Genomic DNA, 15,951 nt, shown 5'->3' with positions numbered 1-15,951 from the left:
CGACCCCACAAACCAGCCATTCTGACCACCTGATCAAATGGCCGGAAACCGCGCCACAATGGCAGGTTAATTAGCGCTCAAATGGCCGGTTAAAAGTTGACAAAACACAGCGATCGTGAGGCCCACCGCGAGGCACGGGCCAGCTGTGCACGTGCCGGAGGAGTTCGGATGATGGACACCGGGGTAGGACATCGTCGGTGTCGATGAGGACGGCACGCTCGGACGAGACACAGACCAGAGTGACTCCAGCCGGTTCGACGGTGCGGACCTGGCTCAAGGCGTTGCCGAACTCGTCTTCGTGCCAGGGGGGCGTCGGATCGGGGATTCAGCCGAGCGTGCCAACGCTCAGGCTGACGCTGTCACCTTTCTGGGCGAGGGTTCCCGCACCGGGCGTCATCACCGTAACTGTTCCGACCTGTTTGGGATCGGTCACGACTTCGTCGACGGTGACAACGGAGTAGGCGCTGAGCCGGGCCCTGGCGGTACCTTCGCGCAAGCCGACGACGTCGGGCAGCGCTTTCTGAGACCCGTCGCTCGTGTAGACAGTGACGCTCGAACCGGGGTTGCTCCTCGTACCACCGGCCGGGGCCGATCGCACGACCGTTCCCGCAGGCAATTCCGAGGCAGTGGCACCGCCGTCTGTGAGAGTGAATCCCGCAGAATCCAGGGCACCCTGCGCTTCACTGATTAATTTTCCGCGCAAGTCCGGCACAGGCACGGGGACACCGTAGACGGTCTTATCCGATGCCTTGGCGAAGGCATCCCCGCCGTACTTGGCGTTGGCGACCGACATGACATCGGGCCACATCCGATGCCGTGCGGTCGCGGCCTGCCCGCTATCGAAGTAGACCCCGCGCTGATTGGCTCCCCCCGTGACGCTGACCACGCCGACCACCGTCGCGACTTTCGAACTGGCCCCGCTCATCCAGGTGTCCTGGTTACCATCGGTTGTTCCGGTCTTTCCAATCATGGGGACCCTCGGGAAGGTATCCCGGTAGGACTGACTCGCAGTGCCTTCGGTCATGACCCGGTGCATCGCGTAGGTCATCCCCGCGGCCACCGGTGGCGAAACCGACTGGGTGCAGTCGGATTTCGAGATGGGGATATCCGCGCCGCCCGGTCCGGTGATCGAGTCGATGGCGACCGGAGTGCAGGTCGTGCCGTTGTTGGCGATGCCGGCGAAGGCGACGGCCATGGTCAGAGGTGCGATCTCATTGGTGCCGATCACGGTCGCTGCGCTTTGCAGCAGCGCGCCGCCATCGGCGCGGTGCACGTCGAACGCCTCGGCCCGCTTACGGATGGCGCAGAGGTCGAGTTTCTTTGCCATGCCGATGAAGCCGGTATTGATCGACTCGATCGTCGATTCCAGGGCGCTGTAGCGCGACCCGTTCTCACCGCCGGAGTCATTCTTCGGGTCATAGCCTGGATAGGTTTGCGGGCCCCGGCAACTGTCTGGGAAGGCGCCCCAGTGGCTGGTGCGCCGGGAGTTGACGCGTTCGCTGAGCGCGTGGCCGTCCGCCAGCCATTGCGCCAGGGTGAAGACCTTGTAGGTCGACCCGGGCTGGAAGCCGCGGGATCCGCCGTCCTGGTAATCAGTGTTGTAGTTGATGCCGGTGTAATTGGCTCCGGTGGCTTGAACGGCAGGATCCTGGCTGTAGTCCTTGTTCTGGGCCATCGCGAGCACTCGTCCGGTGCCGACCTGCACGCTCGTGACCACGCCGCCCACGTCCCATCCGGGAAAGGTCTTGGGGACGTTGGCCGTGAGAGTGGCGACCGCCGCGTTTTGCAGGTCGAGGTCCAGGGTTGTATACACGTTGTAGCCGCCGCGCCGGAAGTTGAGGAGCCGCCTGTCCTCTACCTTGCCGAATGCCGGGTCATGGAGCAGTTGCCTGGTGACGTAGTCGCAGAAGTAGGCGTTGGCCCCGGCCGTCTTGCAGCCGGTGCTGGGCTCCGTGATGTCGGGCTCGATCGGGGCGGCAACGGCGGCGTCGTGATCGGCCTGGCTGACCTTGTGCAGGGTGAGCATCTCGCCCAGGATGTAATCACGGCGACTCTTGTTGGCTGCATAACCGTTGGCTGCGCCGTTCGTGCTGCTGGCCGGTTCATCCAGTTGGAATTTGACCGGGTTGTTCACGATTGCGACGAGGCTGGCGGCCTGCGGCAGGGTCAGATTCAAGGCCGTTGTGTTGAAGTAGTAGTTCGCGGCCGCTTCGATTCCGTACACGGTCCCGCCGAAGCCGGTGATGTTCAGATACTGACGGAGTATGTCCTGCTTGGAGTACTTCTTCTCCAGGCCGATCGCGAACCTCATTTCTTTGAGTTTGCGATCGACGGTCGTCTCTGTCGCGGCCGTGTAGCAGGAGCTCTGCGCCTTTTCGTCGGTGAGGACTTCGCACTTCTGCACGAGCACGTTCTTGACGTATTGCTGGGTGATGGAGGATCCGCCTTGCGTGGCGCTGCCGGTGGCGGTCCTGAGGGTCGCACGCACGGTGCCTTGCAGGTCGATGCCGCCGTGCTCGTAGAAGCGGGGGTCCTCACCGGCGACGGCGGCATCCTTGACGAACGCGCTGATCGCATCCCACGACACCTCGACCCGGTTCTGGTCGTAGAACGAGGCCAGGAGGACCGGTGTACCGTCACTCTGCTTGGCGTAGATGTTGCTTTTCTGGGAGAGCTGGTCGAGCGCGAGGTAGCCCGGAAGGTTCTCGAACATGGCGACTGCATTCGTGGCTGCCAACCCTGACAGGGCCAGCGCGGGAGTCACCGAGACGGTCGCGAGAATGCCGGCAACGGCGCTCATCGCGACGAAACCGAGGAAGCCGCCCAGCGCTCCGCGAACGGTCAGTGGAGGAGTTGAGGCATTGTTCATCATCATGTGGTGGTGTCCTCCGGATCAATCGGCCGCGAGCATAGGGTTGGGGGATTTCGCCGTCGGTCCCATCACGGCGTCGATCCGCCGCGATCGTCCCTGGTAGCGATCGCGGCAAGATACGCGTTGTAGGCCAGGCGCTCGGCATCACCGTTCTTCGCTGCCTTCCGATCGGCGAAACGATCACGGCGTTTTGCCGAACTCTGCCAACGCATGAAAAGTGCGCCCAGAACCAGCAGGGTCGGCAGTTCGGTGAACCCCCACGCGATGCCGCCGCCCATCGCCTGGTCAGCCAATGGACGGATATTCCAGCCGGGAACCTGGTGCGCGTAGAAACCGACGATCGGGGCCACCGACATCATGACGATGACGCCGAAGAAAGCGTGGAAAGGAACAGTGATGAACAGTTCCAGGATGGCCAGCACCGGGGTGGCGAGCCTGCGCACACCACGCGAGGCCTGCCGGGGCGACGGGTCCACGCCCATGATGCCCCAGAAGTAGAGCATCCCTATCAACAGGAAATGAACCAGCATCAGGTTGTGCCCCCACATGCTGCCCATCAAGAAATCAAAGACGGGAGTGAAGTAGAGCCCGTACAAGCTCATCAGGAACAGGCTCGTCGTGATTCCGGGATGCGTCAGGAACCGTGCGAACGCGCTGTGCAGAAGGTTGAGCAGCCCTTTGCGCAGGTTCCAGCCTCCGCCCTGTCTGGCGGGGAGGACCCTCACGAGCAGGGTCATCGGCGCCCCCAGCGCGAGCAGCACCGGCGAGAGCATGCTCAGTGTCATGTGCTGAACCATGTGCACGCTGAACAGTTCCATCCCGTAGCCGTCCACACCCGTGGCGGTCACCAGAACGAGCGTCCCTGCACCGAGCATCCACGAGGCGGTGCGCTGAACCGGCCAGCGAGTTCCGGTGCGATGGAGATGCCACAACGCCCCGAGATACAGGACCGCCAGAAGGATCGCCAGTGCGGGCAGCACGGGAACCGGCTGCAGGTGCCAACCCAGCAGATTCGGCAGGGTCGGCGCTTGCGTCGGCATCCACATAGAACCCGACATGGCGTGTGCCGGCGCGCGCCCGCCCGTGTCGGGAAGCGGGAGCGGAGTCGGATCAAATCCCAAGGGTCAACAAATCTGCAGCCGGAGGTTCCCCGGCCGCGTCTGCGAATGCCTGGAGTGCGTGGTGCACCGCGCCCTGCTGCTTGTCCGTCATAGCCGAGAGAACGGCGAGAATGCCCTCCCTCCGGCGCTCGGTGACCTCGTCGACGAGTCTCCGGCCGCTCGGGGTGAGTTCAAGGAGCACCTCGCGCCGGCTGTCCGGGCTTGAGGTGCGTTCCACCCAGCCTCCGGCAACCATGCGATCGATGAACCGGCTGAAGGTGGAAGGGATAACCCCCATCCGTTCCGCCACTGCGCCCATCCTCGTCGGGCCCGCCGCGCTGAGCACAACCAGCACGCGAAACTGCGGCAACGTGACGACCTCCAGGGCCGACACCATCGAGCGGGCGACCACTCCGAGAAGGGCCCGAGAGGCGGCGAGAGTCGCGTCGGCGGCCCGCGCGTCGGCCGTGCTGGCTGCATCCATCGGTCGGACTTCCGTTCTTGAAAAGTGATAACGTGATAATTGCACATATACAACTGTTGTAATTATACACATTTTGGAGTCCTGATGGCACAGCCCATTCTGCGCCCGCGGGGACGTTTGTCCTCCTGGCTGCGGTCAGTCAACGCCTCCTTCGATCGGGTCAGCACCGGATCGGGTCGACTGCTCTTCATGGCGGTCGTGGTCGGGGCGGGTGTCGGGTTCGCCGCCGTCGCCTTTCGATGGTTGGTGGCCGCGGCGACCGTTGTCTTCACCGGAACGGTCGACTATTCCGCCACCCAGGGACATCCGGCCAATCCCTGGCTTCCGTGGCTGGGCGGCGCGTTCGTCATCCTCGCACCGGCCGTCGGCGGGCTACTCTACGGGCCCCTGGTGTACAAGTTCGCACCGGAGGCCCGCGGCCACGGCGTCCCGGAGGTCATGTACGCCGTCACGAAGCGAGGCGGACGGATCCCCGGAAAGGTGGCGATCGTCAAGTCGCTCGCTTCGGCCATCACGATCGGCTCCGGTGGCTCCGTGGGCCGCGAGGGTCCGATCGTGCAGATCGGTTCGGCGCTGGGTTCGAGCCTCGGGCGCGCGGCTCGTATGCCGGAATCTCATCTACGCACTCTGGTCGCCTGCGGTGCCGCCGGCGCCATCGCCGCCACCTTCAACGCGCCGATCGCCGGTGTGTTCTTCGCCCTCGAACTGTTGCTTCGCGACTTCGCGGCTCGATCGTTCGGCGTCGTTGTTCTCTCCTCGGTCACAGCCTCCATCGTCGGTCGGTCGCTCCTCGGCGATCATCCGTTTCTTACCCTGCCGACGTTCGCCATCGTCAATTCGTCGCAATTCGCTCTCTTCGCGGTGCTCGGGTTCGCGGCCGGTCTCGTTGCGGTCGGGTTCACAAAAACGCTCTACGCCGTGGAGGATGCCTGCGATTGGGCGTGGCGGGGGAAGCCGGAATGGCTGCGCCCGGTCGCCGGAGGACTCCTCCTCGGCCTCCTGCTCTTCGCCTTGCCACAGATGTACGGGGTCGGCTACCCGGTGTTGGACAGGGGAGTCCAGGGCGGGTACGCACTCGGCTTCCTGGCGCTGTTGCTCGTCGGCAAGATCGTGGCCACGAGCCTGACCATCGGGATCGGCGGGTCCGGCGGGGTGTTCGCGCCCTCGTTGTTCATCGGCGCGATGCTTGGAGCGGGATTCGGCCAGGTCGCCGGAGCGATGTTCCCCGTCTTCGCCGGGCAGACTGGCACATTTGCCCTGGTCGGCATGGGGGCGGTCTTCGCGGGCGCCACACGGGCGCCGATCACCGCCGCCATCATCCTGTTCGAGCTGACCGGGGAATACTCGATCATCCTGCCTCTCCTGCTGGCCATCGTGGTCGCGACGGGAGTCTCCAGGTTCCTCACGAACGACACGATTTACACCCTCAAACTTCGCCGCCGTGGGGTGAACGTAGACGGTGGCCCCGGCGGCATCCTGTTGCATTCGACGCTCGTGCGTGAGGTGATGACGGACGCGCCCGACGCGGTGAGTTCCCGACTCACTCCAGCAGAGGGGGCCAGGATAATGCTCGGGTCGGGCAGGCGCGCCCTGCCGGTCCTTCATGGCAGTGGCGAGTTCATCGGAGTCGTGACGGTGACTGCCGTCGCTGATTCACTCGGCAACGACGACGACAGCGGTGCGATTACCCTCAGTGCTTTGGTCCAGACGCCGTCCGTCGTCAATCCGGACGACACACTGGACAGCGTTTTGGATTCGGTGTTGGCCGCAAGCGAGAGCGATGGCTTGCCAGTTGTTGACTCGAACGGGATGCTCCGAGGCTGGGTCACCCTCGATGCCTTGCTCCGAACGGTGACTGCCAAACCCTGACCCGGGAGGGCCTACAATCTGAGCAACGTCGGTGCTCACCCGAGCCTACGACTCCCACCGAGACGCGCCGTTTCTGCCCCGAGTCGACGTTGCACGAGAGATTCTCTGCGCAATCGGCGATTTTCGGCATTCGTGCAAGATTCGCGACGGATCTGACACATTCAGTATGTGACGATCGACAGCACTACAGCAGCCGCCGATGTAAATAAGGGCGTGGGGATACCCGCGGGCACCGCCTTGCCTGTGACGCTACCTGCCCCCGACCATAACGCGGATGCGGCGTGGTTCACCACAGTGGTCCGCGAGCATTCCGCCGCGCTCGTACGTTACTTTGCGCGCCGCGGCCCACGTCAAGACGCCGAGGATCTCGCCGCCGAGGTCTTGGCGGTTGCCTGGCGCCGACGCGACGATGTCCCGCTTGAGGCCGTCCTGCCCTGGCTTTATCGAACTGCAGGATTCACTCTCGCCAACCATCGCCGCAAACTCATCGACCTCCCGGTCGACGAGGTCCCCGAAACGGGCACGGTGCGCGTAAGCGAACATCCAGAACTGAGCGCGCTATTCGACGCAGAGCTTCGCGGTGCGCTTGAAAGCGTCGGCGAACGCGACCGTCAGATCCTGCTCCTGCACGCCTGGGAAGGTCTCGACGGCACGGAACTGGCCGAGGTGCTCGGCATCTCCCGCTCCGGATCGGATGCCGCACTCTCGCGGGCCCGCAAACGGCTGCAAGAGGCATGGACGGAACGACTTTCGTTCTAAGCGCCCGCAAGATTTGATACGCCCCGCACATATCCGTAGTCGAACCGCACTCACGGAGGGTGAACAATATGAACGACATGGACCAGAGGGACAAGATGAACGACGACAACGAGCTCGACCCGCTCGCCCGGCTGCGCGCCGCAGACCCAGCGGCCGGCGTTGAGCTCCGCCCCGGATTCGCCGACGACGTGGTCGCAGACTCTCTCGCGCACACTCTCGACGAGCCCGCCGCCGAGTCAGCCTCGGTCTTTGATTTGGGTGCAGCGCGTGCGCGCCGGCGCCCCCGGTGGATTCAGTTCGTTGCGGTCGCCGCGTCACTCGTGATCGTCGGCGGTGCTGGGTTTGGGATTGGAGCGTCGGCCGGTCAGGCCACGAAGCTCGCAGACGGCGCAGTCCCCGCCATTTCGCTGCAGGGCGCGGGAAGCGGCGGATCAGTGACAGAGGGAGGCACGGCCCATGGCAGCTTCGCCGGCGCTCCTTCCGGTGCACCATCGAAGATGTCGGCTGGCGGTAGGTCCGAGATCGCATACCCCGTCGGATCCGGCCACAGCAGCTTCAGTTCTTCTGGCCTGTCAACGACCGCGGGCAAGGCGTCGGCGTACAGCTTCAACGCGCGCATCGCATCCAACACTGAGCGGGTGACCGCGCTCGCCACGGCGCTCCAAGTCCAAGGAACCGCCAAAAAGGTGGACGGCTCCTGGCTCGTGGGCGCGCAAGACGGCACCGCACCGTATCTTTCCGCGAGTCTCGATGGAATGCTCAGCTTCTACTTCACCGATCCACAGCTCAACCCGTGGCAGTGCGGCCAGGAGGCCAACTCGACCCAGCCGTGCGATCCGCCCACTGATCTCCCGAACCAGGACACCGCGATCGCCGCGTTGCGCTCGCTGATCGCTTCGGCAGGGCGAGACCCGGGGTCGTTCGAATACACCTCAGACACGGGGGAGGGCTCGTTCACGCGAAGCGCCCAGGCCTGGCCTGTCGTCGACGGGCGGCGCATCGACTCGCCCTGGGGCCTCGAGCTCACGGCTGCTGGCGTGTACAGCGCGTCCGGCGCGCTTGCCGACATTGTTCCGCTTGGCGACTACGCCATCGTCAGTGAAACGGCAGCGTTCGAACGGCTCTCTGACCCCCGGTTCGGCACCCAGATGACAGGCGTACCGATCGCCCTGCGTTCCCAGAAGACACTGCGGACCACTGAGTCGGTGCCGCCCACCGAGCCGCCGACCGAGCCGCCGGCGACCCCCGCAGCGGGTACGTTGCTGTCGTGGCCCGTAACCAAGGTCGACATCGTCAGCGCGCGACTCGGTCTCACGACCCAGTGGCAGCCCAACGGCAGCGCGCTCATCGTCCCGGCCTACGAATTCAGGAATGCCGACGGCGGCACATGGTCGGTCATCGCCGTCGCCGACTCGAAGCTCGACTTCGCAACGAAGTAGCCCGAGCACGGCATCCGTTTCGGCTCACGGCCCACTTTTGAGAAGCTGGCCCGTGTTTGAGCAGGGGCCGCCGTCACGCGGCCAGACGACGACCTTCACGTCTTGACGAATCGGAGCTCTCTTCGGTGGTCTATCGAACTCGTGCGTGAAACTTTGGAAGATAACACTTTGGCAGTAAGCGGAGCGGTGGCCCGTCTCGGAAGACGGTCCACCGCGTTTCATGCCCGGGAAGGGTTCCTGGGTGTGTGTCTTACCGCAGCACGCCGCAGGCGGCCGGATCCGTCGCTTCCGCCGGCAGGTTCGGGTCGAGGTCACTCGCACCCTGGCCGAAGTCATACGAGCCGTTGCCGTTGTAGTCGATCCCGTGGATCACGACGACGCCCTCGCCCTCGCGGATGGCATCCGCGATTTCCTTGGCCGTTCCGGTTCCCGCCACTTTGGTGATGTGGATGCCGTCGCGGCTGTAGTCGAAACTGCCGTCCTGAGAAACGGGGAAACGGGTGACGGCCAGCAAGCTTGCCGGAGTGGTGTCGCCCGTCGTGGTCAACGACACGACGACCGGTCCGTACGCCGGAATGCCTTCCACGGTGTTCAGACGACCATCACCGTTGGTGTCCAGCGCCAGGGTAGGGCACTCGTGTGTCGCCTGGTTGCCGAAGTGGATGTGTTGCGCGTGCGGAGCGCTTGGTGTCAGCCCGGAAGCGTGCACTTCCACGTGCTCGATCTTCTGGTTGCGAATTACCACGGTCGCGTTTCCGGATGCCCCGGAGCCGTTGAGCTCCGCGAGATTGGCGTTCAGAGTCACCGTTCGGTCAGCACCTGTGGGTTCAGGACTGTGCGCTTGAGCTGCGGTGGATCCGAATGCAGCCGCGGCGAGCAACGCAACGGTCGAGGCCCCGAGAATCCCCATTCTGTATCGTTTCACGATCTTCTCCTTGGTGATCGGCCAACGAGGAGGTCCCGCTGGTCATAAACAGTTCGTAGCGGACACTACCTCGGTTTGGACGCGTATTCGAGTTTTTCTCAACCACAGCGTCCGAGCAATGCTTGTGGACGTCAGTTTGGGTAAAGGTCCGATCAGGCATACCCCGGCGGACTCGTCTGGTTCCCGCGCTGAGAGCATTCTCAGCACTCACGAGGTTGAAGAGTCTCCAAAGTTGGGTTGAACCAAAACGGGTCAGTTCGCTTAGTTTCTTTCGCTGTCGTCGTAGTTGCGATTTCCGATGCCAATGATCGCCTCGGTGGGGATGTTGTTCCGCACGCGCCATTGCTCAAACAGGTCCGTGCTTCTCAGCGGCGCGAGGCGATCACTGGGATAGCCGCCTCGATTCAGATCGGCAGCAAAGCGGCGTCCGAGAATCTGGAGCCGATGAAGTGCCACGCCAAGGGCGACGAACCCCGGGGCCATGACCAACAGGGCAACGGACATGAGCGCCATGAGGCTCGATCCCTTTAAGGCGGGAATAGCGATTGCCAGGAGAATGAGTTCAGCTGGGAGCGCGATTGCGGATCGGACCAGAAAGAGACGTACGGGGTAGTACTCCCTGCAGAATCCCTCACCGATAAGCGGTCCCCACGAGGCGGTCATTCGCCGTGCGCCCCATGATTGCGGCATCTTGGTCGTCAACAGCGCACCCTGTTTCTGTATTGAAAGTCATCGCGCCGCCGGTACAACGTCGCATCGGCAGCGCCACCGCTTGTGGCGACTGCGTCACAGAGGCTGCTCCGCCACAACCCAGATTATCGCTTTGGGTGCACGCGTACTTCTCGAGGCCAGATCCGGCCGCGGCCAAGTGATTCGGTTCGCACGATCGACTGGACAACTGCGGCGTCACGTCCGCCAGTTCCGCCTCCAGGTTGACCCGAAATCGCACCCCCGCCTCGGCGTCCGGTTCCCGAGCCTGGCCTGATTCCCCGGACAGGTGATCACGCTGTACTCGTGGGTTCACGTGACGGTGCCGATTCTCCTTGCCGTGGCCCTGCTCATCCTCGCATTCGGGTTGCGCGACGAAGCCGGCGTCATGGGCCGGTCGCCCGCCGGCGCGGTGGCCAGCCAGCCGATCTTCTACGCTTCGTATGATCTGGACCCACTGCGGAGCCTCCTAGCGTTGTTCGGCCGGGCGTGCTCCGCACGCGAGTTGCTCTCACGGCCTCGCGCGCAGCAGACTGGAGCTACCGGATCGCTTTTGAGTCTTCCGCCTACGGCTAAGGAGATCACCATGACCGAACCGAATGATTCTCGAGTCGGCCTCTATATTGACTTCGATAACATCGTCATCTCGCGTTATCAGCAACTGCACGGGCGAAACGCCTTCCAGCGCGACGGCATCCGCGATTTCGACAGATCGAGCCCGGATGCCGACCCGGAGATCGCTGCGAGGCTGGCCGCCGCGACGGTCGACTTCAACGCCATCATCGATTTCGCCGCGTCATTCGGCGCCCTGGTGGTCAACCGGGCGTACGCCGACTGGTCCGTACCCGTCAACGCGAGTTACCAACGCCAGCTCATGTCTCGAGCGGTGGACCTCACCCAGCTGTTCACCGCAACGACGAGGGGGACGAAGAACGGGGCCGACATCCGTCTTGCCGTGGACGTGGTCGAAGACCTCTTCCGGCTGCCCGACCTCACCCACGTCATCATCGTCGCGGGCGACTCCGACTACATCGCCCTCGCCCAGAAATCGAAACGACTCGGCCGTTACGTCGTCGGCATCGGTGTCGCCGGGTCGACGAGCACCTCACTCGCGGCGGCCTGCGATGAATTCGAGGATTACAACTCGCTCCCCGGAATCGAGAAGGTCACCGCAACGGCGCCCGCCGCACCCGCCGAGAGGCCCAGGGCCGGCAAGAAGGCGCCAGAACCCGCCGATGCGCAACCCAAAGCGGCCACTGGTGAAACCCACAAGTTCACGACGGTCCCGATGTTCTCGCACACCGAGGACGCGCGATTCGACGAGACGGAGCCGGCTGACGACACCGACCCGCAGACGATTGCAACGGAGCTCCTCGTGCGCGCGCTGCAGATCGGTCACGCGAAAGGCGACGCCGACGAGTGGCTCAACACGGGCACGGTCAAGAACCAGATGCGCAGGATGGACCCCTCCTTCAACGAGAAGCCGCTCGGCTACCGTTCTTTCACCGATTTTCTCTCCTCGCGCGGCGATCTGGCCGAGCTGGAAGAGGATGGCCCGCAGCGTCTGATTCGGTTGCGCCCCGAGACAAACGGCAGACGCTGACGAGCAGCCCGCGAATGTGGGCCGAGCAGGCGGTGTTCGAGGGACGGCCAGTTGATACTGGTCCGTCGCAATCTCATTCGCGAGGTTCAAACCGAGCATTCGCTGCACCCGCGTGAACTGGCCAACCGTGTTGGCCTTGGCGACGAACCACGCGATGCCTGCGTTCGGCATGGCTTCGCTTGAGGGCAGCAGAAGGCAGGTGAGGTAAGGCTTTCCACGCTGGCGGCCCCGGTCCAGGCATGGTCTGATGAGCATCATGACTTCCCTTGCCCCCCGTATTGCCAGCCTTGTTGGTCGCGAACGCGCCGAGCACATCACGCCCGTCGAGCACACCGACGAGACCCAGCCCAGCAGTCATGCCGGCCGCCTGAACTGGCTCCGCGCCGGGGTGCTCGGCGCCAACGACGGCATCGTGTCCGTCGCGGCCCTCGTCGTCGGTGTTGCCGGTGCAAGCGGCTCGACGACGGCCATCGCCGCGGCGGGTTCTGCCGGCCTGATCGGCGGTGCCATCTCCATGGCGCTCGGGGAATACGTTTCGGTCAGCAGCCAGAGCGACAGCCAGCGCGCGCTCATCGCGGCGGAGAAGCATGAGCTGCTCGTCGATCCAGACGGTGAACTCGAAGAACTCGTCACGCTCTACGAGAAACAGGGCCTCGCCCCCGCGACCGCGCGTCAGGTCGCCGTCGAGTTCACCGCGCTCGACCCGGTCAAGGCGCACCTTCTCGCCGAGCACAACATCGCAGAGGACGACGTCGTCAGCTCCTGGCACGCCGCCTGGGTCTCCGCCGCGGCCTTCACGCTCGGCGCCCTGCTGCCGCTGCTGGCCATTCTGGTTCCCCCGGAGAGCGTCCGTGTGCCGATCACGTTTGTCGCCGTGCTCGTCGCCCTCGTGATAACGGGATACACCGGCGCCCAGCTCGGCGGCAGCCCAAAGCTGCGCGCAGTCCTGCGTGTGGTCATCGGGGGGGCTGCGGCCCTCGTCGTTACCTTCCTGATCGGCTCCCTCCTCGGCACCACCGGCATCGTGTAGCTGCTGTTCGCACGAGCTTCCCCCTCTGGGAACAGCCGACTGTCGAACATCCGTACCGCCTCAGGCTGGCCGCCGTGAAAGGCGTCGTCGCAGGTCCCGTGAACCTGATCCGCGCCTTCGCCCTCGGGGCCCAGCTCCCGCGATCCCGACCATCGCCGGAGCACTCGTTGTCGGCTTCTTCGCGCACGGTGTCAGCCTTACCCTGTTCATCAGCGGAATGCGGCACGTCGGCACTGCCCGCGCCGGCGTACTACTCGATCGCTCCCTTTGTCGGGGCGCTCATCGCCATCGCATTCGGCGAGCCAGCCACCTGGCCGCTCCTCTTCGCTGCTCTCTTGATGGGAGCAGCGATCTGGCTCCACCTGACCGAGCGACACGAGCACGAGCACACCCACGAACCGCTGACCCACAATCACCGGCATACCCACGACGAACACCACCAGCACGACCACCCCGAGCCCGTGGCCGTCGGCACCTGGCATCGGCACGAACATCACCATGACACCGTGACTCACACCCACGAGCACTACCCCGACACACACCACCGTCACAGCCACTAAAACAAAACGTCGAGCCTCCGCAGCTGCGGGCTATGCGAGAAGAGTCACGAACCGACGAACCGCTCGACCAGCCGCAGCACATCGACGACTCCCCCGTCACGCTCGGATCGATTGTCCGCCGATCGGGGGCTCGGGTCGTCGTTGACGCGCGTCGAGACGCCCTGGCCGCATTGGCCTGAAGCGGTGACCGGGTGTTAGGACGGCGCTTGGAACTGGCGCCGTCGGATGTCGACAACGACCACGTTCGTCGCACTGTCTGGAGCGCGGGGATCAGGCGCGCCCAGGCACCCGCCGTACCTCCGGCGCGAGGCGGCTTTCGCACAATCCCGCTGAGGCTGGCAGGCTTGACAGATGGACAACGTCATGACCGCAGCCGTATTGACAAGATTCGGCGGCCCCGACTCACTCGAACTGCACCATGACTGGCCCCGCCCCCGGCCGCACGACGGCCAGGTGCTGGTGAAAGTCACCGCGGCTGCGGTCAACAACACGGACATCTGGACGCGTCAGGGAGCATACGGGCTGCCCGATGACCCCTCGGCGCAGGCCGGCTGGCTGGGAACGTTTGATTTCCCGCGCATCCAGGGTGGAGACGTCGCCGGGATCATCGTCGAGGTAGGGCCGGGCGTGACCGGCGAGCTGGTGGGGCGACGCGTGTTGGTCGACCCTGCGCTCTACGGGTCCGATGACGAGGACGCGTCGCCGGTGGGCTACCTGGGCAGCGAGGCCGACGGCGGGTTCGCGCAGTACGTCGCCGTGAATGCCTCGCATGCGCACGACGTGCAGGACTCCCCGTTGTCCGACGAGCAGCTGGCCTGCCTGCCGGTGGCGTTCGGCACGGCGATCGGGATGCTTGATCGCGCGAACGTACGCTCGGGCGAGACAACGCTCGTGACGGGCGCATCCGGGGGCGTCGGACTCGCGTTGGTTCAGTTGGCGGCGGCTCGAGGCGCGCACGTGCTGGCGATCACCAGCGGCTCGAAAGGGGACGCCGTCCTCGCGAACGGGGCTGCCCAGGTGTTCAGCCGGGATTCGTCCGACGTCCTCGCCCAGATCAGCGCCGCCGCTCCGAACGGCCTGGACGTGGTTGCCGACATCGCCGGCGGACCGGGACTCGCCGCACTGATGCCGCTGCTCCGCGACAACGGCCGGTGGGTGATCGCCGGTGCCGTGGCAGGACCGGTCGTTGAGTTCGACCTGCGTCGTCTTTACCTCCACAATGTTCAGTTGATCGGCTCTTCCATGCACACGCGTGTTCATTTCCGCAGGCTGGTCGACCTCGCTCGCGGTGGGCAGGTCAGCCCCCAGGTCAGCAGCACTTTCAGCATGGCCGAGATCGCGAAGGCCCAGGAAGAATTCTCCACGCGCCGGCACATCGGCAAGATCGTTCTCCTGCCGCACTAGGCAGGCCCGTGCTCGCGGGAGACGGATGTTTGACTCGCGCGTGAGTGACCAGCGCGCCCGGGTTTCGTTGTTTTAGGACGCACACGCGCCGCCGAAGGCGAAATGGTCGATGATGGCATAGTCGGTGCCCCGCGCGCCGACGTCCAGACCGCTTCCGCCTGACCAGAAAGACCCACCCTCATGCCGCACAACGCGATCGCCCGGCGGGGTGACCGGTGACCGCGGAGAGCTCCCGGCTCTTCGGCTCGGGCCGGAGCACCTGGCTCACGCTGGCCTGGGCTGTCCCGGTCGCGATCCTCGCCCTTGCCGCCGCGGTGCTGGCCGCGAGAGGCATTCGCGCCCTGCCCGCGGTGCAGTCCTTCCTCGCCGAGTATCCGGGCGCCTCACCCCTTCCGGCCGGGGCGCCCGTCGGGTTTCCCGCCTGGCTCGCCTGGCAGCACGGCCTGAACGTCTTCTTCATCCTGTTCATCGTGCGTTCGGGCTGGCAGATCCGTACGGCCGGGCGGCCGGCCATGTTTTGGACCCGGCGGAACATCGGCGCCCTGCGCACCCGGCGGGCACCGGCCCGGATGGGAATCAACGTCTGGCTGCACCTCACCGTCGATGTCCTGTGGGTGCTCAACGGACTGGTCTTCTACGCGCTGCTCTTCGCCACCGGCCAGTGGGTGCGGATCGTGCCGGTCAGCTGGGACATCGTCCCGAACGCCGTCTCGGCGGCGATCCAGTACGCCTCGCTGGGCTGGCCCGTCGGTGACGGCTGGGTGAACTACAACGCCCTGCAGACCCTGAGCTACTTCAGCATCGTGTTCGTGGCCGCGCCCCTCGCCCTGGCCACCGGCATCCGTCTCTCGCCGCTCTGGAGCTCTCGAAGGCTGAGCAAACTGGTCCCGATCGCCGTGACCCGGGCCGTTCATGTCGGCGTGATGGTCTTCTTCCTGGTCTTCATCGCGGTGCACATCACTCTGGTTCTCGCGACCGGAGCGCTCCGCAATCTGAACCACATGTATGCGGCGACGAGCGACGGAGGCTGGACCGGTTTTTGGATCTTCGCCGCGTCGCTGGCCGTGATGGTCGTGGCCTGGTTCGCCGCCTGTCCCCGCCTGCTACGAGCTGTCGCCTCACTTGGCGGCACCGTCACGACTCGCTGAGTCGCGCTGTATCGGTGTGTCCGGCCAGGCCGGGCTCGACCTCGTCACTG

13 protein-coding genes are annotated in these 15,951 nt (G+C 64.9%); 7 read left to right on the top strand and 6 right to left on the bottom strand.

All coding sequences use genetic code 11. From position 1 onward, the window contains the following. Window positions 1-325: 325 nt before the first annotated feature. From E3O19_RS03005 to E3O19_RS02995, 3 genes are all read right to left on the bottom strand, one after another. Complete coding sequence (locus E3O19_RS03005) at window positions 326-2,875, bottom strand: transglycosylase domain-containing protein (RefSeq protein WP_241981157.1); 2,550 nt, start codon at window positions 2,873-2,875, stop codon at window positions 326-328. A 65-nt stretch (window positions 2,876-2,940) separates the two neighbouring features. After that, window positions 2,941-3,912 carry a cytochrome c oxidase assembly protein gene (locus tag E3O19_RS03000; protein ID WP_198413843.1) on the bottom strand — a complete coding sequence of 324 codons (972 nt, stop codon included), beginning with the start codon at window positions 3,910-3,912 and terminating at the stop codon, window positions 2,941-2,943. 70 nt (window positions 3,913-3,982) lie between these two features. Continuing rightward, window positions 3,983-4,456: a MarR family winged helix-turn-helix transcriptional regulator gene (locus E3O19_RS02995; protein ID WP_134565128.1), complete on the bottom strand. Its 474-nt coding sequence runs from the start codon at window positions 4,454-4,456 to the stop codon at window positions 3,983-3,985. 84 nt (window positions 4,457-4,540) lie between these two features. Here E3O19_RS02995 and E3O19_RS02990 point away from each other — a divergent pair, with 84 nt between their 5' ends. The 3 genes from E3O19_RS02990 to E3O19_RS02980 all read left to right on the top strand — a co-directional run bounded on the left by E3O19_RS02990 (window position 4,541) and on the right by E3O19_RS02980 (window position 8,523). After that, entirely contained in the window at window positions 4,541-6,325 is a 1,785-nt protein-coding gene (locus E3O19_RS02990; RefSeq protein WP_134565127.1) for a chloride channel protein, read from the top strand. Between the two features lie 168 nt (window positions 6,326-6,493). Then, a complete protein-coding gene (locus tag E3O19_RS02985) occupies window positions 6,494-7,084 on the top strand; it encodes an RNA polymerase sigma factor (protein WP_241981156.1) in 591 nt (196 codons plus the stop codon). Between the two features lie 68 nt (window positions 7,085-7,152). Further along, complete coding sequence (locus E3O19_RS02980; RefSeq protein WP_134565126.1) at window positions 7,153-8,523, top strand: hypothetical protein; 1,371 nt, start codon at window positions 7,153-7,155, stop codon at window positions 8,521-8,523. A 250-nt stretch (window positions 8,524-8,773) separates the two neighbouring features. Here E3O19_RS02980 and E3O19_RS02975 read toward each other — a convergent pair whose 3' ends face one another. Continuing rightward, a complete protein-coding gene (locus tag E3O19_RS02975; RefSeq protein WP_134565125.1) occupies window positions 8,774-9,448 on the bottom strand; it encodes a hypothetical protein in 675 nt (224 codons plus the stop codon). Window positions 9,449-9,709: 261 nt separating this feature from the next. Further along, window positions 9,710-9,961: a hypothetical protein gene (locus E3O19_RS02970; protein WP_134565124.1), complete on the bottom strand. Its 252-nt coding sequence runs from the start codon at window positions 9,959-9,961 to the stop codon at window positions 9,710-9,712. A 781-nt stretch (window positions 9,962-10,742) separates the two neighbouring features. Between E3O19_RS02970 and E3O19_RS02965 the strand changes: the two genes are divergently transcribed. Continuing rightward, a complete protein-coding gene (locus E3O19_RS02965; protein WP_134565123.1) occupies window positions 10,743-11,759 on the top strand; it encodes an NYN domain-containing protein in 1,017 nt (338 codons plus the stop codon). 247 nt (window positions 11,760-12,006) lie between these two features. Then, window positions 12,007-12,789 carry a VIT1/CCC1 transporter family protein gene (locus E3O19_RS02960; protein ID WP_241981155.1) on the top strand — a complete coding sequence of 261 codons (783 nt, stop codon included), beginning with the start codon at window positions 12,007-12,009 and terminating at the stop codon, window positions 12,787-12,789. A gap of 209 nt (window positions 12,790-12,998) precedes the next feature. Here E3O19_RS02960 and E3O19_RS02955 read toward each other — a convergent pair whose 3' ends face one another. Further along, window positions 12,999-13,289, bottom strand: coding sequence for a hypothetical protein (locus tag E3O19_RS02955; protein WP_134565122.1), 291 nt, complete (start codon window positions 13,287-13,289; stop codon window positions 12,999-13,001). A gap of 423 nt (window positions 13,290-13,712) precedes the next feature. Between E3O19_RS02955 and E3O19_RS02950 the strand changes: the two genes are divergently transcribed. Next, window positions 13,713-14,753 carry a zinc-binding dehydrogenase gene (locus E3O19_RS02950; RefSeq protein WP_134565121.1) on the top strand — a complete coding sequence of 347 codons (1,041 nt, stop codon included), beginning with the start codon at window positions 13,713-13,715 and terminating at the stop codon, window positions 14,751-14,753. A 215-nt stretch (window positions 14,754-14,968) separates the two neighbouring features. After that, window positions 14,969-15,901 carry a cytochrome b/b6 domain-containing protein gene (locus E3O19_RS02945; RefSeq protein ID WP_174776882.1) on the top strand — a complete coding sequence of 311 codons (933 nt, stop codon included), beginning with the start codon at window positions 14,969-14,971 and terminating at the stop codon, window positions 15,899-15,901. Window positions 15,902-15,951 lie beyond the last annotated feature (50 nt).

Origin of the sequence: Cryobacterium algoritolerans, from assembly GCF_004402785.1 — a bacterium.
In the GTDB taxonomy this organism is placed as follows: Bacteria; Actinomycetota; Actinomycetes; order Actinomycetales; family Microbacteriaceae; genus Cryobacterium; species Cryobacterium algoritolerans.
The sequence above is the reverse complement of the archived record's forward strand: the minus strand, read 5'-3'. Positions and strand labels throughout refer to the sequence as shown.